Origin of the sequence: Dorea sp. MB18-49 (genome assembly GCF_023669465.1) — a bacterium.
In the GTDB taxonomy this organism is placed as follows: Bacteria; Bacillota; Clostridia; order Lachnospirales; family Lachnospiraceae; genus Dorea_A; species Dorea_A longicatena.
Genome location: NZ_JAMOYX010000049.1, coordinates 1 through 22,408, shown reverse-complemented (window position 1 = coordinate 22,408; position 22,408 = coordinate 1). Strand labels below are relative to the sequence as shown.

Annotated in this window: 20 protein-coding genes and 1 pseudogene; 3 read left to right on the top strand and 18 right to left on the bottom strand. The window is 42.1% G+C overall.

What is annotated here, in order from left to right; genetic code table 11:
* Window positions 1–165: 165 nt before the first annotated feature.
* The 17 genes and pseudogenes from NCY30_RS12480 to NCY30_RS12400 form a co-directional block, all read right to left on the bottom strand.
* Window positions 166–1,131 (bottom strand): DMT family transporter, encoded by a 966-nt coding sequence (locus NCY30_RS12480; protein WP_081019706.1) that lies wholly within the window; start codon window positions 1,129–1,131, stop codon window positions 166–168.
* 49 nt (window positions 1,132–1,180) lie between these two features.
* Window positions 1,181–1,315 (bottom strand): hypothetical protein, encoded by a 135-nt coding sequence (locus NCY30_RS15240; protein WP_331476562.1) that lies wholly within the window; start codon window positions 1,313–1,315, stop codon window positions 1,181–1,183.
* Between the two features lie 249 nt (window positions 1,316–1,564).
* Window positions 1,565–2,308, bottom strand: coding sequence for an amino acid ABC transporter ATP-binding protein (locus NCY30_RS12470; RefSeq protein ID WP_373239682.1), 744 nt, complete (start codon window positions 2,306–2,308; stop codon window positions 1,565–1,567).
* On the bottom strand, window positions 2,305–2,949 hold the full coding sequence (locus NCY30_RS12465) for an amino acid ABC transporter permease (protein ID WP_006426938.1): 645 nt from the start codon (window positions 2,947–2,949) through the stop codon (window positions 2,305–2,307). Before NCY30_RS12465 ends, NCY30_RS12470 begins: the two co-directional genes overlap by 4 nt.
* Window positions 2,950–3,007: 58 nt before the next feature.
* Window positions 3,008–3,841, bottom strand: coding sequence for a transporter substrate-binding domain-containing protein (locus tag NCY30_RS12460; RefSeq protein WP_250818779.1), 834 nt, complete (start codon window positions 3,839–3,841; stop codon window positions 3,008–3,010).
* A 515-nt stretch (window positions 3,842–4,356) separates the two neighbouring features.
* A complete protein-coding gene (locus NCY30_RS12455) occupies window positions 4,357–5,259 on the bottom strand; it encodes an exonuclease domain-containing protein (RefSeq protein ID WP_250818778.1) in 903 nt (300 codons plus the stop codon).
* Window positions 5,260–5,350: 91 nt separating this feature from the next.
* Window positions 5,351–5,551: a hypothetical protein gene (locus NCY30_RS12450; RefSeq protein WP_161159488.1), complete on the bottom strand. Its 201-nt coding sequence runs from the start codon at window positions 5,549–5,551 to the stop codon at window positions 5,351–5,353.
* A pseudogene (locus NCY30_RS12445) lies at window positions 5,535–5,726 on the bottom strand (recombinase family protein); the annotation flags it as partial. The pseudogene NCY30_RS12445 and the gene NCY30_RS12450, both read right to left, overlap by 17 nt.
* Window positions 5,727–5,794: 68 nt before the next feature.
* The gene (locus tag NCY30_RS12440) at window positions 5,795–6,496 is read right to left on the bottom strand and encodes a response regulator (protein WP_006427007.1); all 702 of its coding nucleotides are present in this window, start codon (window positions 6,494–6,496) and stop codon (window positions 5,795–5,797) included.
* A complete protein-coding gene (locus NCY30_RS12435; protein ID WP_250818777.1) occupies window positions 6,489–9,188 on the bottom strand; it encodes a sensor histidine kinase in 2,700 nt (899 codons plus the stop codon). The genes NCY30_RS12440 and NCY30_RS12435 overlap by 8 nt, the downstream gene beginning before the upstream one ends.
* Window positions 9,189–9,278: 90 nt before the next feature.
* Window positions 9,279–9,821, bottom strand: a complete 543-nt coding sequence (locus NCY30_RS12430) for a LysR substrate-binding domain-containing protein (protein WP_055182024.1) — start codon at window positions 9,819–9,821, stop codon at window positions 9,279–9,281.
* 21 nt (window positions 9,822–9,842) lie between these two features.
* The gene (locus NCY30_RS12425; protein ID WP_055182021.1) at window positions 9,843–10,490 is read right to left on the bottom strand and encodes a potassium channel family protein; all 648 of its coding nucleotides are present in this window, start codon (window positions 10,488–10,490) and stop codon (window positions 9,843–9,845) included.
* Between the two features lie 13 nt (window positions 10,491–10,503).
* Window positions 10,504–11,844 carry a TrkH family potassium uptake protein gene (locus tag NCY30_RS12420; protein WP_081022609.1) on the bottom strand — a complete coding sequence of 447 codons (1,341 nt, stop codon included), beginning with the start codon at window positions 11,842–11,844 and terminating at the stop codon, window positions 10,504–10,506.
* A gap of 30 nt (window positions 11,845–11,874) precedes the next feature.
* Window positions 11,875–12,114 (bottom strand): hypothetical protein, encoded by a 240-nt coding sequence (locus NCY30_RS12415; RefSeq protein WP_147578442.1) that lies wholly within the window; start codon window positions 12,112–12,114, stop codon window positions 11,875–11,877.
* Between the two features lie 184 nt (window positions 12,115–12,298).
* Window positions 12,299–13,708: a 23S rRNA (uracil(1939)-C(5))-methyltransferase RlmD gene (rlmD, locus tag NCY30_RS12410; protein WP_044919774.1), complete on the bottom strand. Its 1,410-nt coding sequence runs from the start codon at window positions 13,706–13,708 to the stop codon at window positions 12,299–12,301.
* Between the two features lie 2 nt (window positions 13,709–13,710).
* Window positions 13,711–14,652, bottom strand: a complete 942-nt coding sequence (locus NCY30_RS12405) for a 3'-5' exoribonuclease YhaM family protein (protein ID WP_022416347.1) — start codon at window positions 14,650–14,652, stop codon at window positions 13,711–13,713.
* A gap of 85 nt (window positions 14,653–14,737) precedes the next feature.
* Complete coding sequence (locus tag NCY30_RS12400; protein WP_250818776.1) at window positions 14,738–16,024, bottom strand: S1C family serine protease; 1,287 nt, start codon at window positions 16,022–16,024, stop codon at window positions 14,738–14,740.
* A gap of 157 nt (window positions 16,025–16,181) precedes the next feature.
* On the opposite strand from NCY30_RS12400, the gene NCY30_RS12395 reads away from it, so the two are divergent.
* From NCY30_RS12395 to NCY30_RS12385, 3 genes are all read left to right on the top strand, one after another.
* Window positions 16,182–18,560 (top strand): endonuclease MutS2, encoded by a 2,379-nt coding sequence (locus NCY30_RS12395; RefSeq protein WP_055195356.1) that lies wholly within the window; start codon window positions 16,182–16,184, stop codon window positions 18,558–18,560.
* Between the two features lie 87 nt (window positions 18,561–18,647).
* The gene (locus NCY30_RS12390; RefSeq protein ID WP_006427019.1) at window positions 18,648–19,349 is read left to right on the top strand and encodes a response regulator transcription factor; all 702 of its coding nucleotides are present in this window, start codon (window positions 18,648–18,650) and stop codon (window positions 19,347–19,349) included.
* A 15-nt stretch (window positions 19,350–19,364) separates the two neighbouring features.
* Window positions 19,365–20,777 carry a sensor histidine kinase gene (locus tag NCY30_RS12385; RefSeq protein WP_173792678.1) on the top strand — a complete coding sequence of 471 codons (1,413 nt, stop codon included), beginning with the start codon at window positions 19,365–19,367 and terminating at the stop codon, window positions 20,775–20,777.
* A 237-nt stretch (window positions 20,778–21,014) separates the two neighbouring features.
* Here NCY30_RS12385 and NCY30_RS12380 read toward each other — a convergent pair whose 3' ends face one another.
* On the bottom strand, window positions 21,015–22,235 hold the full coding sequence (locus NCY30_RS12380) for a substrate-binding domain-containing protein (protein ID WP_243117904.1): 1,221 nt from the start codon (window positions 22,233–22,235) through the stop codon (window positions 21,015–21,017).
* Window positions 22,236–22,408 lie beyond the last annotated feature (173 nt).

Here is a 22,408-nt window from a genome sequence, read left to right as displayed (position 1 = left end):
TATTTATGAAAATCAATAAATAGATGCAATTATAGACGAATGTTTTTTGTTTTTCCTCCCAATTTTATACATTTTATTCTATTTTTATGCATTTATGCATCATTTATATTTGTTAATTAAAAGACAGTTTCTTTCATCATAGTACTGCGTTAAACAATCTTTCTCTTATTTCTTCTTTGGAAGTGACAATATGATCACACCGGCAATGATTCCGACAAATCCTGCCAGATCCATTCCGGAAAATGCCACATGCATAAAAATCACGGACATTGCTGTCGCTGTTAACGGCTCTACCGATGCGAGCAGACTTGCCTTGGAACCACCGATCAGCCGTACGCCTTCCATATAACAGCTAAAAGACATCACTGTACCGAAAATAATCACAACTACAATACAGCCAATACATTGCCAGTCCCAGGTAATATCTTCCACCAGCGTCCATGGCCGCACAAATGGTGTCAGACCGATTCCACTGATCAGCATACCCCAGCCAACCATCGGAAATGTTCCATAGATATCCATCAGATTCCCCGGAACCAGATTATAGAATATCGTTGCGACTGCCGATGAAAGACCGAATATCAATGTCGTTTTCGATACACTTAGCTGAGTCAGATTACCATGTGTTGCCAGCAATACCGTTCCGCCAAATGCAAGGATCAGGGCAAGGATTTCATTTTTCCCCGGAAGTTTCCAGTTCTTAAGTGCAAGAAGTACCATAATCATTACCGGCGCCGTATACTGCAGAACAGTTGCAATTCCCGCATTGGAATCTTCCACCGCCAGATAATACGTCATCTGACATCCAGCGATACCAATCACTCCATATACCAGCATCCTGAGCACATGCCGCTTATTTTTCCAGATACGGAATATTCCGTCCTTCTGCACCATATACGCTCTGGTCAATAATATGATCCCTGCAATGATCAGACGTACATTCACGATCCACGTTGCAGTCACTCCTTTGTATTCAAATGTGTATTTTCCGAATACTCCGGCAATCCCCCACAAGAACCCTCCTGTAATGGTAAGTGCAGTTCCCCTCACTGTCTCTTTTCGTTCCAACCGCTCTGTCAGATTCTCCTGTGCCGTATTGTTTTTTGTTGTCTGTGGTTTCCCCTTTGTCATTTTCCCCTGCATTCCTCTCTTTTGTCTGGTTTGTCTGTTCTATTGCATACTATGATATAAAAATCGTACGTCCCATCGAAGCAGTCATTCTGTGTGAAATAGATATCACCTTCCTGTCCTTCGAAATCGTGAACTTTCTCATTCCTTCTGCGCAGTCATCCACGTCCAGAATTGCCTTGGTCATGATATCCCCTTCGCCTTCTTCTCTGAGACTTGCACGACTCTTTAATACGAGACTTCTTTGATCTCCAATACAACGTGCTCAAAAATAGTTGTACCATCAACTACTTGGATGTTAGTACAACTATTTTTTTCTGTCAATATAGAATTTTATTATACACAAACCGAGAAGGGCAGGTCACCCTGCCCCTCAAAAGGATAGTATATCAATATTTAGTTAAGCGTCTCTGTTATTGATTTTCTAATCTGTATTCTATGCAGTTGCCGGAAGAATACGTGACAAGAAGGTCTGTGTTCTTCTCTCTTTCGGAGCTGTAAAGATGCGTTCTGGATTTCCTTCTTCTACTACATATCCATCAGCCATGAAGATAACTCTGTCTGCCACATCACGGGCAAATCCCATCTCATGTGTCACAACGATCATCGTCATTCCTTCTTTTGCCAGGGATTTCATAACATCCAATACATCACCTACCAGTTCCGGATCCAGTGCGGATGTCGGTTCATCAAAAAGAAGTGCTTTCGGTTCCATTGCAAGTGCTCTTGCTATGGCAACTCGCTGCTGCTGTCCTCCGGAAAGTGTACTTGGATAGACATCTGCTTTATCTTTTAATCCGACTTTATCCAAAAATTCCAGCGCTTTTTCATGCGCTTCTTCTTTGTTCATATGTTTGGTAAGAACCGGTGCCATCATAACATTCTCCGCAACCGTCTTTAATGGAAACAGATTGAATCTCTGAAATACCATACCAACCTCTTCACGGAATTTACGAATGTCACATTTCTTATCTAACAGGTTCTTTCCTTCGTATTCTACAATTCCTCCGGATGGACTCTCCAACTGGTTGATGCATCGAAGGAAGGTACTTTTTCCGGAACCGGATGGTCCGATGATACATACAACTTCTCCTTCCTCGATATCAAGGTTGATATCTTTTAATACTTCCAGGTTTCCGAATTTCTTTGATAAATGGCTAATTTTAATCATATCAATCACCTCATTTTTCTTTCAATCTGTTTCTGAACAATTATCAATATAGAAAGTATTATCAAGTAGAACACTGCCAGTGCGGTATATGTAGGAATTGCTTTAAAGCTTAAAGCTGCATATGCCTGTGCCTGATGTGTGATCTCATTTACCGCAATGGCTGATAATAATGCCGTATCCTTTACGGATGTAATAAACTGGTTAAAGAGGGCCGGTAAGGCGGATTTGAATGCCGGAGGAATGATCAAGTGGAGCATCGTCTGTGAACTGGTAAGTCCAAGAGATGCTCCGGCTTCTTTCTGTCCCGGATCAATTCCCATCAGTGCTCCTTTGACGATCTCAGAAATAAATGCTCCGGAGTTCAATGCAATAACCCCAATTCCGACGATTGTACTGCTGATATCTACGCCGACCAATTTTGGAATTACGAAATATCCGTAAAGTGCCTGCACCATAAGTGGTGTTGCTCTGATAATCCAAATGTAAACCTCAGCGATTGCTTTTCCTACTTTATACTTAGACTGTAATAAATATCCACAGAGACTTCCGATCAGGAATCCGATACCGATACCTACTACAGCGATCAATACTGTTAGTTTTAATCCTTCAAACATCATCGGGAGTAAAACATCCAAAAATTTCATATCCATATACTATCTCTTCCTATCTGTTGTTTTTTTCGTTCATTTCAAATATGATCCATAAGATCTATTCGCACCATTTTGCATACAATTCATCTGTTGTACCATTTTTGATCAGTACTTTTACAGCCGCATTGATCTCATCGTAATATTTGCATTCTTTGGAAATTGCTACACAATATGGTGCCTGGCCCTGATTGAATTCATCTCCTACGACTTCAAGATTGCTGTCCGGTGTTGTCTTAATATAGAAGTTTGCTCCAGGTCCGTCCTGAATAACTGCATCTACTTTCTTCTGTTCCAGAGATTCGTATGCGGTTGTGATCGTATCATGTACTTCCAGATCTGCATCGGAAAGGTTCTTAGATGCATACGTATGAGAAGCTGTTCCTTTTTCTACGGCTACTTTCTTGCCTTTCAGGTCATCAACACTCTTGATTCCTTCGTCATTTGATTTATTTACCATAACAACCTGGCCGGAATCACAATAGATATCTGAGAACTTCATAACTTCTTTTCTTTCATCTGTTGCACAAAGTGCTGCAGCTCCCATATCCAGTTTGTTTTCTGCAAGTGAGGTTGTGAGAGCCGAATAATCCATTGCCTGAATACCCCCGTCAATCTCAAATCCTAACAGGTCCTGCAAATCATTTATCAGATCCAGATCATATCCTATCAATGTCTTTCCATCTTCATCATAATAAGAAAATGGTCCGAAAAGTCCGGTTGTTCCGACTTTCAGTTTTACACCTTTCATGCTGTCTTTGATATCATTTTCTGTCAGAGTTTTCTTGGTCTCGGATTTGGATGAAGAATCATCACTTGATTTACTTCCACATCCTACGCCAAGCATTGCCACCATTGCTGCACACATCATAACTGCTACTAATTTCTTTTTCATAATTGTGGTCCTCCTTACTGTTCCATTTTTGAAATCTGCTATAAGACAGTTTTCTTTGGATCCTCTAATAACTGAAAATGTAAGGGCACATTACAAATGATTTTTGTAATGCGCCCTTGCATTTCCGTCCGACAGACCTTCTAACCTACCCGGGATGAATTAGAAAATAGTTTCTTATATTTCAGATAAATGAAATACAAAAAAGCTTTAGCATACGAAAAGGCGCCGCAGGTATGTGAACCGCGACGCCTTTGTCTGTCTTGTTCTTTATGAACTTGTGATTATTCTAACTGTTTTACTGATTTCCGTCAATCTGCAATTTTGTTTAAAATTGTCTGTTAATTTTGTTAATTTATCGTTTTTATCACGAATTAGTTTCTTCTTTTTTACACTATTTCTAAAATGTAATCTTTGTTTTAGTATTATTTTGTGTTATTTCACTATTAAAGTTTGTAATATTTCTTTTTATTTTATTACCATGATATACAGGTCAACCGATAAATATTCTTTTTATTTTATTCTTTTTCTTCTTTCCGGATATATTCTTCCAATGTCGGAAATGATATGGCTTCTCCGGTACACATGACCATAAGGTCATCCCTGAGTGCTCTTGCTTCTACTGTATCTACCTTTCCAAGCTCTTTCAGCAGACCAAGCGTCTTTTCCTGAATTTCTTCTGATACATCTTCCCATTTTTCACGGAATCTGCGCTGTCTGTAGTACACTTCCTTCTCAGCCGTATACTTTTTCATGATCCGCAACATATGCTCCGAACATCCTTCCAGATCAATGTGCTTAATGATATTCTTCAGATCTACCGCATCATCCAGTGCATTATGACTGACTTCCGTTCCCAGTCCACAAAGGATCTTCAGACTTCCGATCCCGGCACTCTGCAGATCCAGTTTCGCCGAATAGATGTCTTCTATATCTTTGATCATACGAAGGATACGGTTCACGATCTTTTTGGTCCGTTTCGATGCATCCTTGCGGTATTCCAGAAGATCTCTCTGTATCACGTACTTATCCGGTCCCCATACATAGACCCTTGATACCTCCCATGCTTCCAACTGCTCTGCGACTTCTTCCATCACAAGTTCATAATCCGGGGCACTTAAGAGATCTTTTCTCTCAATACCGGTCATCTCCTGGAACCGGTCATGCAGTTTGTCTTCTGCATAAATATAGGAATGAAATCTTGTTACTTCTTCAAAATTCTTCCCACAGACTACAAACCCAACCGACACAAGCTTGGCCGGCGGTCCACCCTTTACCTGAGATGTCAGGAATTCTGTGTCTAAGAATGCTACCATCTCGTTGTCCAGTTTTTCTGCGATGTTTGGTGTATTTTGTATGAATGATTTTTTATTTATGTTTTTCGTTATATTCTTCTTTGGTTTTTTCCTGACTTTTGTCAATGAAACCCACTCCTTGTTATTTCGTTTTGTTCCTTTTGAAATGATACAGGGTGTGGGGGGATTTTGCAAGTGGGAGCAATTATTTTCTGTCTTATATCATTTTATTTTCTTCATAGCAGGTAAATATATACGATGGATTTTCATAATACAAACTGCTGTTATAATCATCTATCTTTTCGATACGCTCTTTTCCCAGTTGATTCACAATATCTGCTCTAACATTTTTTGTTTTTTTTGCAATATAGTCGATCAAGCTACATGTATAAAATAAATCATTCTGCTTCTGTTTCATTTACAGTAATCATCTTTGTATCCTGATGATAATCATAACCAAAACAACCATTAAAGCCAACCAGTTCTCCACGTTTCATTTTCATCTGTAATCCCATTTTCACGTTACTGGAAAGAGATTCCACTTCTTCCTGCGCCAGAGAACTTAAAATTGTCAAAAGCATTTCTCCGTTCAGACACTTCCGGATCATTTCCTGAAATCCTTCACGCTTATATTCCAGCTTTAACTATGGTGTTGTGAAGTTCAATCAACTTTCAGCATTCGATACCCCACGCCAATGTGTGTTTGGATATATTGTGGAGAGTTTGGTTCTTTCTCGATTTTTTTACGAAGTGTTGCCATAAACACACGAAGGGAAGCAATATCATTATCCCAACTACTTCCCCAAATGCTTTGCGTAAGGAAAGTATGGGTCAGAACTTTTCCTATATTTCTTGTCAACAGGCAAAGCAACTTATATTCAATAGGTGTTAAATGCAACTCTTCTTCATTCAAATAAGCACAACCTGCAGCATAATCTACACGAAGTTTTCCGTTTACAAAAACAACCGCTTCGGCAGGGGATACTTTTTGCATCATCGATAACCTTCTTTGCGTGACTCGTAGTCTGGCAAGCAGTTCCTCAACAGAAAATGGCTTTGTTAAATAATCATCTGCGCCAGCATCCAACGCATCAATTTTATCGGTATCTTCACTGCGAGCACTGATTACGATGATTGGCATGTTTGACCAAGTACGGATTTTTTTAATAATCTCAACACCATCTATATCAGGAAGTCCTAAATCAAGTAAAACAATGTCAGGATTGTGTGAAGATGTTTCTAAAATTGCCGATTGACCATCGGGTGCCGTCAGATATCGGTATTCGTGTGCTTTTAAGGTTGTTGTAATTAAATTTCTGACAGATGTGTCATCTTCTACAACTAATATTAGTGACTTATTCATATACTTTGACCTCCCCTGCCGGTAATGTAAATGTAAATACTGTTCCGTGCGGCAGATTATCTGAAACAGTAAGTTCTCCGCCGTGGGCGTTAATAATGGACTTGCACAAAGATAATCCGAGTCCTAAACTTCGGCGGCTGTCTGCAATTTGATTTGCACCGCTATAGAACATGTCGAATATCCGTGGCTTTATTTCGTCAGCAATTCCGTTTCCGTCATCCGATATAGATACGATTGCTTGTTTTCCCCGCTTTTCTGTCCGAATAACAATATGAGAGTTTTTAGGTGTATATTTGATAGCATTATCAACAATATTGATGATTACCTGAACAATAAGCTTTGCATCCATTTTTGCAAGAAGAAATTCTTCTTTGCTTTCAACGGAAATATGATGTTCTTCACTCTTTCGATTAATATGATGTAACGCTTCTGTGATCACGTCATCCATCAAATCTTCCGTTATACGGAGATTCAACCGTCCTTCTTCAATCCGGGTTACAGCCAGCAAGTTTTCTACAAGGTTAATCAACCACATGGAATCATCATAAATATCCATGTACAGCTGCTTTTTTGTATCATTATCAAAAGAATCGCTGTTGGACAAAAGATTGCTGGCATTACCGGAAATGGATGTCAGCGGTGTCCTCAAATCATGTGAAATAGCACGCAGCAGGTTCGCTCGCAACTGTTCATTTTTTGCAAGAATGGCCGCCTCCTGTTTCTCACGGGCATTTTTCTCGTTTTCCAAAGCCAGGGCACATTCTCCGAGAATGGATAGTAGAATACTGTTTTCAAATGGATCAAGAGGTATTTCCCCCATCACGATTCCAATAACTCCATATACCATACTGCTGCTGCGAACAGCAAGGTACAGGCATTTTGCATTGGAAAGCGTTCCTGTTGTAGCTCCGGCACGTTTATTGTTTTTCAATACCCAGCCGGCAACGGCCTTTTCATTTTCGGAAATACACGATTCCAAATTTTCTTCAGTTACAGAAAAAATATGCGGCGTATCCAACACTTCTCCATCAGCTAAATAAAAAACGATATCTTTTCCCAAGAGTTTAATGAGCTGATTTGAAGTTGCAGATACAATTTCATTTTTATCTTTTGCCTGTTGCAATAGCTGGTTTGTATCAAATAACACTTTGGTACGGTAAGCAGATTGTGCCGCCTGTTTTGCTTGGTTTTTAATCCGTATAGCAAGAGAACCGGTTAAAAATGCCGCCAAAAACATGATAATAAAGGTAACAGGATAACCCTGATCATACGCCTGCAAGGTAAATTGAGGTTCCGTAAACAGGAAATTAAAGACCAAAACACTTACAATCGAGAAAATTAGGCTGTATATCTGATGTTTCGTGATGACAGCGGTGACAAGAATACCTAAAACAAAAACAGTAATGATATTTGCTTCGTCAAATCCAAATTTCCGGAAAATCATTCCGACTAAACTGGATAAAATCAGAATCGCAGTAGATTTTAATGTATCAGTGACAGAGAATACGATATGATTCTTTTTCCTGCCCCCTCTTAACTGATACACTGCCGCATTAGAAACCGTATCCGGAATAATATGCACATCCAGGTTAGGGGCATAATCAATCAATTTTTCTGTCAGGGTCGGTTTGCTGAGCAAATGCCGTTTTGTAGCAGAACTACGTCCGATCACAATCTTTGACACACCGGACAAACGAGTAAATTCCGCAATCTGAAACGGAACATCTTCTCCGTAAACTGTTTCTATTTTTGCCCCAAGCTGCTCAGCAAGACAAATATTTGAACGCAGGCGTTTTACATTTTCCTCGCTCATCACCGAAAAATCTGGGGTTTCTACAAATAGAGCCGTAAACTCCCCTTTAAAAGCAGAAGCCATTTTTGCGGCGGTACGGATAATTTTCGCATTGGATGGAGAAGAAGATAGACATACAAGAATATGTTCGCCTGTGTGATAATCTCCATGATTTTTTATGCGGGTATTTTCTGTGAGGATATTCACCCGGTCCGCACATCGCCGCAGTGAAATCTCCCGGAGAGCTGTCAAATTTTCTATTGTAAAAAAATTTTCTACTGCCTGTTTTTCCTGTGTCTGTCTGTATACATTTCCTGTATTCAAACGGTTGATCAAATCCTGTGGTTCAATATCTATTAATTCAACTTGATCTGCATTATCAAAAATAGAATCCGGGATGCGTTCCCGTACAACAATTTCCGTAATGGATGCAACTGTATCACAAAGGCTTTCAATATGCTGAACATTGACAGTCGTATAGACGTCAATCCCTGCATTCAAAAGTTCCTTAATGTCCTGATACCGTTTTGCATGACGGCATCCTTCGGCATTCGTATGCGCAAGTTCATCTACAAGGATAAGCTGTGGTTTTCTTTTCAACGCCATGCCAATGTCGAATTCGTCCAGTATCATACCATTATAAAAAACTTCTCTTGTAGGAAGAACTTCTAAGCCATTCAAAAGAGCTGCTGTTTTGGGACGTGCGTGGGTTTCTACATAACCGGCTACCACGTCAATTCCCTGCTGTTTTTCCATATGAGCTGCTTCTAACATGGCGTAGGTTTTACCCACACCAGCTGCATATCCGAAAAAGATTTTCAAATGTCCTCTATTACGGTTTTCTTCATCAACTTGGATTTCCTTTAATAACTGATCCGGATTGTGTCTGCTTTCACTCATACGGTCATCTCCTTATACAAAAACATTATATAGAATAATACGTAAATTTCAGAAAAGCATTTTAGCACTGACATTAAAATCGCATACAGATTATACCACCTTTTCTTCTTTTTTTCCATTCGGGCGTGTAGCCGAAAGCAGAAAACGCCCCGAAAAATCACGCAATTTTTCGACAAATAGACCCTTCATACAATTAATGTCATTTTGCCATATCACTCTCGCTGGTTTCTCAATCGTGTTGATGGGATGTACCGCAATGTCTATAGAGCCTGGAGTAATGACACTTTGCTTTATTTGAAGGGATAAGGAACAATACTCATCTTTCAAAATATCGTTAGAATTTTCTATGATAAAGCCAAAATCAAGTTTATTATTTCCCAGCCCATTTATTATTTCACTTACAGAACCGTAGAACAGGTTCAGCTCATAGTTTGGGTATTCGCTTGAAAATTGTTCTAATAGATCTGCAATAGAATCTATGATTGCAGGTGTTTCAAATCCAATCCTGAGCTTAGAATCTGAAATAAGTTTTTGGGATTGATTTTCCTTGAGAAATTTATCCAGCTTTTCCATAAGAAAATAACCATAAATAAATGCTGCCAATACCACTATAAGTAAAACAAAGTCTTTCATATCACCAACTTCTTTCAAAAATTAAATATGAAAACATTTTTGAATATGTTTCGTCTCCCCAAGAACAAGCATGGTACTGTCCTTTAACAACTGCGTATCGGAACTTATTTTCAAATTCATAATATCATTTGTTTTCAGCGCCATAATATTGACATTATATTTTTTTCGTATATCCAACTGACCGATTGTTTTTCCTATCCATTCTCCCGGTATAGATATTTCAAAGATTGCATGTTCTTCATCTAGTTCTATGTAATCGAAAATATGATCAGCACTATAACGGATCGCAACCCAATCGGCAAGCTGCCTTTCGGGATAAACAATTTCATCTGCGCCGTTTCGTAAAAGAAATTTTGCATGAACATCACGAGCGGCACGAGACACCACCATTTTTGCACCGAGTTCCTTCAAAAGGGACGTTACTTCCAATGAATTCTGAAAGTTATCTCCGATAGCCACAATACAAACATCAAAGTTCCCAACACCAAGCGAACCTAAAAAATCCTCATTAGTCGCATCCCCAATCTGAGCGTTAGTTACAAAGGGAAGTACAGCATCAACTCGAGTATCTTCTTTATCTACCGCCATCACATGATGATGCAATTCATCTAATTTCATAGCAATGTGCCGTCCGAATCTTCCCAGACCGATAAGTAATATTGATTTCATTTTTTTATTCTCCTTAACCTACTGTAATTTTTTCCTGAGGATATTTTGAACCGTTAGGCTTTTTTTCAGAAATGGTAGCAAAAATCAAGGTCAATCCTCCCACTCTTCCAAAAAACATCAGGCAAATCAAGATTATATGGGAAACAAACCCCAGGTCAGGAGTTATTCCCAACGATAACCCTACCGTCCCGATTGCCGACGCCGTCTCAAACAAAGCGGTCATAAGTGGAATATCTTCTGTTCTGCTAATTACCATTCCTCCGACAAGGAATAAAACGATATACATCAAAAAAATCGTAGCTGCATTTCTGATAGTGTCATCCGGAATTTGTCTGCCGAAAAAATTGGTGTGTTCCTTTTTTCTAAATACAGATAATGCCGATGAAACGAGAACTGCAAGAGTTGTCGTTTTCATACCACCTGCAGTGGAACCAGGCGAGCCACCGATGAGCATCAGCATAATGATAAGCATTTGCCCAACTTCACTGAGTAAAGTCAAATCTGCCGTATTGAATCCTGCTGTTCTCGGCGTAACGGATTGAAACAAAGAAACCCATACTCTTTCTGTAAGAGGCACATTTGAAAACTCAAAATAAAAAAAGTAAAGAGCCGGTAAGAATATCAATATTCCTGTTACCATAAAAATCACCTTGCTTTGCATCCGGTATTTTTTTAAATGCCATTTATGATTCTTTATATCCTCCCAGGTAAGGAATCCAATACCTCCTGCAATAATCAGCATCATAATTACAAGATTTACAATCGGCTGTACAGAATAAGAGGTCAACGAGGAAAAAGGGGTTCTTATACCGATTAGATCAAATCCTGCATTGCAAAAAGCAGAAATAGAATGGAACAGTGAATACCATATTCCTTTCCAAAACCCAAAGTCCCTGCAAAAAACGGGGGCTAAAAGAACCGCACCAATGATTTCGATAAGAATAGTAGTCCGAATAATAAATTGCGTTCTCCGCACAATACCACCCACCGTTGGAGCCGAAATTGCCTCTTGCATGGTACTTCGCTGCATCAACCCGATTTTGCGTCCGGAAACAACAGCAATCGCAATAGCAATCGTAATAATTCCCATACCTCCGATTTGAATCAGCAGTAAAATAACTCCTTGGCCAAATAAAGACCAGTAGGTTGCCGTATCATTAACAACCAGTCCCGTCACACAAACCGCAGAAGTTGCGGTAAACAAAGCATCCAAAAAGGAGGTACACTGACCGCTTTTTGTAGCAATCGGCAGCATCAAAAGCAGACTGCCTAAGAGAATCACGGATAAAAACCCTAAACTAATCACTTGAAATGATGTTATATGTCGATGTCTTGATCTGTTTGTCTGTTGCATAACTATATCCCCATAATCTTAATTTCTTTTTTATATTGCCTTTATTCTATCTTTATTTGTATTAAATGGGCGTAAGTAAGTTTGTTTTGAAATTAAGATTGTATAAAGATGAGCAGAAGTCCCATCATGGTCTTCCAGGCAAACGCCGTGTTCATAATAATAAGGCGTGATTTCCACCACAAATTTCTTTCTTCCTTGCCATTTTTTATCTTCTCCTTTGCCTTGGGATAAAAGAAAAGGACACTCATCTTCCAGAAGTTCTGAAAACAAGCGTCCTTTTGGCTTTTCTCTATGCTATTAAATAAAAAATGTTAATTCTGTCCGAATGTATTTCCTCATACCAGATGCAATACTACTGACACTTCGATTCCATTCATAATCTGCTTTTTCTTGCCCTGTTTGCCTGTTGGTGTGAAACTCATATACCTCGCAAAGTGCCTAAAATTAAGGACTTCTACGAATTCACCCGATGTAGACAACACACGACTTCCACATGCACCGTATGCGGAAACTGATCCACAGGCGTCACATCCTTAAGCTCATACCCATTCGCTCTTAAGAACTTCACATCCCGCGCAAGTGTCGCACTGTCGCAGCTTACATACACAACTTTCTCCGGCTGCATATCCACGATCGTCTGAAGCAGGGATTCCTCACAGCCTTTTCTCGGCGGATCGACCACGATCACATCTGCGTGTGCGGTCTCTCCGTTATGTGTCTTTTCATATTCTTTGTAATACTCCGGCAGGACTTCTTCTGCCTTACCTACATAGAATTCCGCATTCGTAATGTCATTGATCTTTGCATTATTCTTCGCATCGTCTATGGCCTGCGGTACGATCTCCACGCCATATACCTGCTTTGCTTTCTTTGCAAGGAACAGGGAAATCGTTCCGATTCCACAGTACAGGTCCCACACCGCCTCATTGCCGGTCAGGCCTGCATAGTCTAATGCCAGTCCGTATAATTTCTCTGTCTGGACCGGATTCACCTGGTAGAATGACAGCGGAGATATCTGGTACTTGATCTCACCGATATAGTCTGTGATGAACTCCTGTCCCCACAGAAGGCGGATCGTATCGCCCATGATCACATTCGTCTTCGCTGTGTTCGTACTGAGAGTGATGCTTGTCATACCCGGAATCTGACGTAGCCGTCCGACCAGATCATGACAGTGCGGAATCGTCTTTCCATTGATGACCAGACATACCATGATTTCATCTGTCTTGAATCCGTAACGGAGCAGTACATGGCGTACCAGCCCTTTATGCTTCACTTCATCGTATGCCGGAATTTTGAATTCTTCCATGAAGTCCAGAATACAGTTCAGGATCTCTTCGTTGACTTCCACACCAAGCGCGCAGTCTGTATTCTCGATAATGCTGTGTGTTCTTCCGGCATAGAACCCGGCGATCACTCTGCCGTCTTTATCTGTTCCGATCGGGAACTGCGCCTTATTCCGGTAGCGGAACGGCTGCATTCCTTCTCCGTCCATGCCGACAGCCGGATGCATGATCTGATCCAGAAGTTCTGTCGGAACTTCTCCGATCCGCTCCAGATTGCCGCGTACCTTTGCTTCTTTAAATGCAAGCTGTGCCGGATACTTCATCTCCTGGATCTGACAACCGCCGCATTTTCTTGCCATCGGACAGACCGGCTCTTCCACACGGTCTTTTGATGGAGTCAGGACATTCATCAGGCGGGCATAGCCGTAATTCTTCTTGGCTTTCATTACTTTCGCCTCTACAACATCCCCGATGATGGCATCTTTGATAAACAACGTGTATCCATCCACCTTGCCGATGCCTTCTCCTCCGACTCCGATATCTTCTATTTTTACCTTTACTATTTCATTCTTCTGCATCATTAGATAACTGTCTTTCTGATATTTGATTCAAACAGGCGGTTATATCCCAGCCAGTCATTTCCTTTTTTATCTTTGAATAACTCTGTCAGTGTCTGCATCTTGGCATCTGCATTGTCTGCAAGATTCAGTGCCATCGCCTCGGCAAGTGCCGGTTTCTTCGGTGAACCGTATTCCAGTTCTCCGTGATGTGCAACGATACAGTGTTTTAATTCATTCGCAAGTTTCTCCGGGAAGTCCGGGATATTGCGGACTGCATCTCCGATCATCTCCACACCGATTACAATATGTCCCAGAAGCTGTCCTTCATCTGTGTAATCATTTTCCGGGAAGGAAGATAATTCCTTCGTCTTTCCGATATCGTGGCAGATCGCTGCTGTGAAAAGCAGGTCCTTATTCAGGATCGGATATGCTCCCACCATATAGTCACAGAACTTCACAACACTTAATGTATGTTCCAGAAGTCCTCCGGCGAATCCATGATGAACCGTCTTCGCAGCGGAATGTCCCTTGAAATTACGGATAAATGTCTCGTCTTTTACAAAATAATACTCCAGCACCTGTCTCAGATACTGGTTCTCTACTTTCTTAATATATCCAAGCAGTTCCTCATACATGCCATCTGTACTCTTCTCCGTTGTCGGCATATAATCGGCGGCGATATATTCACCCTCCTGTGCTTTACGGATCTGCTTAATGTTAAGCTGCAGATTGTTATTATAACTGATGATTTCACCATATACTTCAATAAAATCCATCTCATCATAATCTGCGATTCCGCCGGAATTCGGATCCCATACTTTCCCGTCAAGTGTCCCGGTCTTATCCTGAAGGATCAGATTATCATATGGTCTTCCGTTTCTGGTCTCCGCAGAACGCTTTCCTTTGCACAAATATACATTTCTGATTGTTTCTCCTTCGTGAAGGGTGTTGATATATCTCATCTTATTTCCTCTTTCTATATTCTATATTAATATTATTCTATATTTTACAACGATCGAAACATCTCCCCGGAAGCATCCGGCAAGCCTACTCCTTGCTTCCGACTGTCACGTCAAATGAAATATCCACATAACCGCCGGATCCCTGTCTCTGTCCTTTGAGTCTTATCTTGCTGTCGCTTTTCTGGTCACGCATCACACTCTGATAGACCGCCAGCGACGATATCTTCTTGCCTGCAGCCTCTGTGATTATATCCCCGCTCTGGATTCCTGCTGCCATTGCCGGAGAATCCGGCTCTACTGTCTGGACGTATACTCCATTTGGAATTCCCTGAGCTTCGATTTCTGCCGTCACATCCAGTCCACGAATACCGACATACGGCACCGCCTGTCCGTTAGACAACAATTCAATCTCTGATTTTAAGCCCGAAATTCCATACCCGGTTACCAGCCTTTTACTGCTATTATCAGAAATACTCTGATCAATAATTCCGACTACTTCTCCCGACAAATTAACGATCACACCTGTTCCGTCTTCTGCCGCACCAATATCAGTGCAAAGGAGCTGATAACTTCCGTCATCTGCATCCAGTTCATTTCTGCTGTTCGCAATCGTTCCAAATCCGACCGCTCCTGCATAGCCAAATGGCTTTCCAAGCACTGCCACGGCGTCCCCTTTCTGTACAGAATTGGAACTGCCAAGTTTGGCGGTACTGATCTGCGTCCATGTTGACTGTTCAATGCTGCTTCCCGACACAGCATAGATCGCAAATCCGAGACTTTCATCTTTCTTCTTCACAGATGCCTGTTCTGTATTGCCATCCGAGAATCTAATATGGATCTCTTTTGCATCTTTTAATATAGAAGTCTTTCCGTATACCAGAAGCTCCTGCCCATTATCAGCGATGATCAGTCCGGACACACTGTTTTTATTATCGTAAGACTCGTCTGTCCAGTCCTGCTCTCCGGATACACCTATGATCTCTACCACGGATTTTCCGGCCTCTGTGGCTACGTCGTTCATTGCTTTCTGAAGTTCTCTGTAATTGTCAATATCCAGCGTCTGTTCCGTATTGTTACTGGTATCCGCTTTTTTTTCTTCTGTATTATCTTCTTCTTTCTCTTTCGGTATCACTACCTCTTGTGAATCTCCGGGAAACTTCTTATCAAGCCATGGTTTGAGCGCAGAAAAACTAATGCAGGCACACACACCGAATACCACTCCAAGCCCCGCCATGCGAAGCAGGTCTTTACGGCACTTTTTTCCACGGCTGTTCTCGTCTTTGATCGTCTCCTGCATAAATGAATATTCTGATTTTTCTATTTTTTTCCCAGGTTCTCCCTGCTTATTTTCCAGAGGTTTCTGCTCATCCATCAGCTTTTTCGTCTCCTTTGCAATCCTTTTTATAGTATACCGTATGGAATGGGAATGTTCAATATTTATCCTTTTCTTTATCGTCCAAATAAGGTAGAATAGGTACTGACTACAGCTACTGTATGAACAGTAACTAGAATAAGTTCAGGTGAGAAACATGAATAAAAAAACATTAACTAAATTAGAATATCATAAAATTATTGACATCTTAATAGAACAGGCAACTTCTTTTGGCGGCAAGGAACGCTGCAAGAGATTAAAACCGATGACATCCATCACGGATATCGAAGCCGCACAAGAACAGACTGCCGCCGCATTTACCCGTATCATTAAGAAGGGACGTCCTTCTTTCGGAAGCTGTAATCCGGTTGGTGAATCCTTAAAGCGTCTGGAAGTCGGTGCCGCGCTCGGAAGCGGAGAGCTTTTGCGTATCTGTAAGCTTCTGGAAAATGCAGGGCAGATCAAAGCTTACGGCCGTCACGAGACTGTGGACGATGCAGAAGACTGTCTGGATGCTTTCTTCCAGCAGATCGAGCCACTGACACTGGTAAGCACTGAGATCCGCCGATGCATTATTGACGAAGATGAGATCAGTGATGATGCCAGCAGTACATTAAAGCAGATCCGCCGTTCCATGAACCAGATCAATGATAAAGTACATTCTACATTATCTTCTCTGGTCAACGGTTCGCTCCGTACCTATCTGCAGGATGCGATCATCACTATGCGCGGGGACCGCTACTGTATCCCGGTCAAAGCCGAATACAGAAGCCAGGTATCCGGTCTGATCCATGACCAGTCTGCCACAGGTTCTACCCTGTTCATCGAACCGATGTCTGTTGTAAAACTGAATAATGATTTAAAAGAGCTTTACGGCAAAGAGCAGGAAGAGATCCAGGTGATCCTTGCACGCTTAAGCGCCGATGTTGCAGAATATATCGACTCCATCCGCACCGACTACAAAGTCATGACGGAGCTGGATTTCATATTTGCAAAAGGAAATCTCGCAATCAACATGAACGCAAGCAAGCCAATCTTCAATACAGAAGGCCGGATCCATATCCGTGAGGGCCGCCATCCGCTGTTAGATAAGAAGAAAGTCGTTCCGATCACCGTCACACTCGGTGATACCTTCGACCTTCTGATCGTAACCGGACCGAACACCGGCGGTAAGACCGTTTCGTTAAAGACGGTCGGATTATTTACCCTGATGGGTCAGGCAGGACTTCATATCCCTGCGCTGGACCGTTCGGAACTGGCAATTTTTGAAAATGTATATGCCGATATCGGAGATGAGCAGAGTATCGAGCAGAGCCTCAGTACCTTCTCTTCTCATATGACGAATATCGTTTCGTTCTTAAAGCATGTAGACGAACATTCTCTGGTACTGTTCGATGAGTTGAATGCAGGAACCGACCCTACCGAAGGTGCTGCTCTTGCAATCGCCATCTTAAGCTATCTGCACCAGAGAGGCATCCGTACCATGGCAACGACACACTACAGCGAACTGAAAGTCTTCGCACTTTCCACACCGGGCGTTGAAAATGCCTGTTGTGAATTCGATGTAGAGACGCTCAGTCCGACTTACCGCCTTCTGATCGGTATCCCGGGAAAGAGTAATGCATTTGCCATCGCAGGAAAACTCGGACTTCCGGATTATATCATCGAAGATGCCAAGACACATCTGACCGAACAGGATGAATCCTTCGAAGACCTGTTAACCGATCTGGAGACAAGTAAACGTACCATCCGGAAAGAGCAGGAAGAGATCGAACACTACAAACGTGAACTGGCACGTCTCGAAGAAGAGACCCGTCAGAAACGTGATAAATTAGAAGAACAGCGTGACCGTATCATCCGCGAGGCCAATGAAAAGGCTCATGAGATCCTGGCCGATGCCAAGGAAACAGCCGATGAGACCATGCGTAATTTCCACAAATTCGGCAAAGCCAATATCTCCGTTGCCGAGATGGAAAAGGAACGTGAGCGTCTCCGCAAGAAGATGAACGCAACACAGAATTCCATGAAGACAGATACCAAGAAACCAAAAAAGGCTTACAAACCAAGTGATTTCAAACTTGGAGAATCTGTCAAGGTACTGAGTATGAACCTGACCGGATCTGTCACTTCACTTCCGGATTCCAAGGGAAATGTCACCGTACAGATGGGAATCTTACGTTCCACAGTTAATATTTCCGATCTGGAGATCATCGATGAAGCGCCGGCATATTCATTTGCCAAAAGAACCCGTCAGACCGGTAAAGGCAAAGTCAAGATGGGCAAATCTCTTGCGATCAGTCCTGAAATCAACCTTCTTGGTAAAACAGTCGATGAAGCGATCGCCGAGCTGGATAAATATCTGGACGACGCCTCGCTTGCACACCTCAGTTCTGTAAGAATCGTTCACGGTAAAGGAACCGGAGCTTTAAGAGCCGGTATCCATAAATATCTGAAACGGCAGAAACATGTCAAATCATTCCGCCTTGGCGCATTTGGCGAAGGTGACGCCGGCGTAACGATCGCTGAGCTGAAATAAAAGTTAAAATAAGGGATAGTATAAGGGGAAACTTTAAAGTGAATCAGTATAGATAAATGCATCTATATACGGGAGGAGTATACATCTATGAACAAACAGAAAATACTGATCGTCGATGACGATGAAAATATCGCTGAACTGGTCTCATTATATCTGACAAAAGAATGCTTTGACACTATGATGGTCCACGATGGCGAACGGGCACTGGTTGCCTTTGACACTTACAAACCGAACCTGATTCTTTTAGATCTCATGCTGCCTGGTATCGACGGATATCAGGTCTGTCGCGAGATCCGTACGAGATCTAACACTCCGATCATCATGCTGTCCGCCAAGGGTGAAGTATTCGACAAGGTACTTGGCCTGGAGCTCGGTGCAGATGATTACATTATGAAACCATTTGATGCCAAAGAGCTGGTTGCACGTGTAAAAGCAGTCTTACGCCGCTATCAGGTCGGCTCCAAACCGGAGACTCCTCAGGCAGATAAGGGAAAATGTGTCGAATACCCGGGAATTGAGATCAACCTTACCAATTACTCCGTCATTGTTGACGGCCATACGGTCGAGATGCCGCCAAAGGAACTGGAACTTCTCTATTTCCTCGCATCCTCTCCGAACCAGGTATTCACAAGAGAGCAATTACTGGATCAGATCTGGGGCTATGAATATATCGGCGATACCCGTACCGTCGATGTGCACATCAAACGTCTCCGCGAGAAGATCAAGGATCACAATGGCTGGAGTCTCAGCACTGTATGGGGAATCGGTTATAAATTTGAAGTAAAATAACAGCAGGTTAATATCATGAAAAGTACATTATATTTAAAATTTATATTTATCTATATTGTGTTCGGATTCTTAAGCCTTTTTACAGCCGCAACACTGACAGAGAACCTGGTCAGTACGCCGATTTTTAACCGCGTAAGTAACAGTATGTACCGGGAAGCTACGATGGTTGCCAACAACTATCTTCCCGGTTATTTTTCCGGCGAATTAACAGAATCTGACGCACAGATGATCTTATCCGGAATAGAGACACAGCTTGACGCTGCAGTCTGGTTCGTTTCAAAAGATGGAAAAGTAATCCTTTCTGCACAGTCCGGGAACTACCCGTCCGCGCCTGATTCCATTAAAGATTTCGACCCGGCGGAATCCGGAAGCAATCGTTCACAGACTGGTGATTATCACGGATATTTTGACAATGATGTGATCACTGTCACTGTACCGGTAACTTACGGGTATTCTCCAAAAGGATATCTGATGATCCACCAGTATACCTCTGTTGTGGATACCATGACAGACACACTGATGCGTGGTGTATATATTACATTCATCGTAATCTTCCTGCTTTCATTCATTATCCTGCTGGCGTTCCATTTCCTTGTGTACCGTCCGCTTCATAAGATTACCGAAGCAGCAACCCAATATGCTTCCGGTAACCTGGAATATGAGATTCCTGTCACAACTGAAGATGAGATGGGTTATCTGTCCGCATCACTGAACTACATGTCCTCTCAGCTGAGGGATATGGAAGATTATCAGAAGAAATTTGTGGCAAATGTGTCTCATGATTTTCGTTCTCCACTTACCTCCATCAAAGGTTATGTGGAAGCCATGACAGACGGAACCATCCCACCAGAATTACATGAAAAATACCTGAAGATCATCTTATTCGAAACAGAACGCCTGACAGATCTGACACAGGATCTTCTGACGTTAAATGAATTTGACACCAATCACCTGCTTCTCAACCGGGAAGTATTCGATATTCACGAGATGATCAAGCATGTAGCGGCATCTTTCGAAGGTGTCTGCACACAGAAGAAGATTTCCATCGAATTGGTCTTCGCAACAAAACACCTGAACGTCAACGCTGACAAACGAAAAATCCAGCAAGTCTTATACAACCTGCTGGACAATGCGATTAAATTCAGTGATCCGGATTCCATCGTCACGATTGAGACGACAGACCGCGGAGAAAAAGTATATACCTCTGTAAAAGATAACGGTATGGGTATTCCAAGATCAGCGCTTGGGAAAATCTGGGAACGCTTTTACAAGAGTGACCTCTCCCGTGGAAAAGATAAGAAAGGTACCGGACTTGGACTTGCGATCGTGAAAGAAGCAATTCAGGCACATGGGGAGAATATTACCGTGGTGAGTACGGAAGGAGTCGGAACCGAATTCTCCTTTTCACTTCCGAAGGTTGCTGGCTAATTTATCATTGTGACCTCTCAGTCCATGAGAAAGAGTTGGAACTTCTTAAGTAAAAAAATCGGCCGTTAGCCGGTTAAAAATCATTTGTCTGAGCGATCAGCGAGTTATGATTTTTGACCGGCTGCTTTTAGGCCGATTTTTTTGCTTTAGATGTTCCCCATGATTGAATCCGCACAGCAATCCCTTCTATACTTTTATTCAGAACCGGGGTAAGCCGCCATGATACATTAAATTTTCCTACTTACTATACAGAATCTTCTGCACCTCATCCGTCTTCAGATTCTTTTTCGTCACCCATGTATATCCCGTATTAACCACAGCCTCATTTCCCATATTCAGAGAAGCCCTTGCTGCAGCCACAACGGTTGCATATCCCATGCCAAATGGGTTCTGTACGATCAGTCCGTTAACTTTACCGTCTTTCAGATCCTGAATCTCATCATCGTTGGCGTCGAAGCCGATGACTTTCACTTTTTTCTCCATTTTATTTCTTTCCAGACCATCGACTGCAAGTTTTACGGAATCCCCGTTTGCAGCAAAGCAGCCTGTAATATTTGGATGTTTTGCAAGGATATAATCAACTACCTGATCTTCAGTGATACTGTCTGCTGTTACAACATCTTCTCCTGTGAGCTGTCCCTCCGGAAGTTCACTGTCTTTTGGTCGGTAGGTTCCGGCATTGATCTCATCGGATACTGTCTTCTGCATATTGCTCAGTTCATCCATGTGGTATACATTGACCACTGAAATATTCGGATGATTTGCTTTCAATTCTTCTGTTACAGCTTTTTCTCTCTGAAGAGCTGCCTGTGATTTGGAATCCTGAATGAACAGCACCGCTTCTCCGCTGTCGCCCATCTCTTCCGCAAGTCTCTGTGCCGCTTCCTTTCCTGCAGCTACATTGTCTGTGGATACATCTGCAGCCACACCCTGATAATCTGATCCGGAATCAAAAGTTACGATCGGAATCTCACTGTCTGTTGCAAGATCGAATTGCACCTGGCATGCCTGCAGGTCTACGATCGAAATGCCCACTGCGACCGGATATCTGTCCAGTTCTTCATCCAGAAGATTTACCTGGTCATCGACATTATCTGCTGTATCCGGTGCATTAAATGCTACTTTCACCTTATCTTTTCCTGTATACCCAAGATTTGTATTAATATCTTCCGCAGCCTGCGCTACACCTTTTTTCACTTCATCCCAGTACTGTGCTCCGTTCGCTTTTCCGATAATGGAAATATAATCGCCTTTTTTCAGCTTTAATCCGTCCGTATTATTATATGCCGCCGGAGTGATCAGATCTAATTTCCCCTGATATGCGTTTTCTTCTGTCTTAGTTGTATTCTTTTCTGACTCAATCTTTTTTTCTTCATCGGTTGCTTTTGATGTCTGCTGACATCCACATACAAGCAGTGCTGTACCCAGCAGCATGGCAATGATTCTGTTTTTCTTCATTTTCCTCTCTCCTATATCTGGTATCATTTCTACTTATACTTAATACTTCTAACTTTTGATTCCGGATCAGATTATCAGGGTGTGGCTGCAGATGTATCCACAGACAATGTAGCTGCAGGAAAGGAAGCGGCACAGAGACTTGCGGAAGAGATGGGCGACAGCGGAGAAGCGGT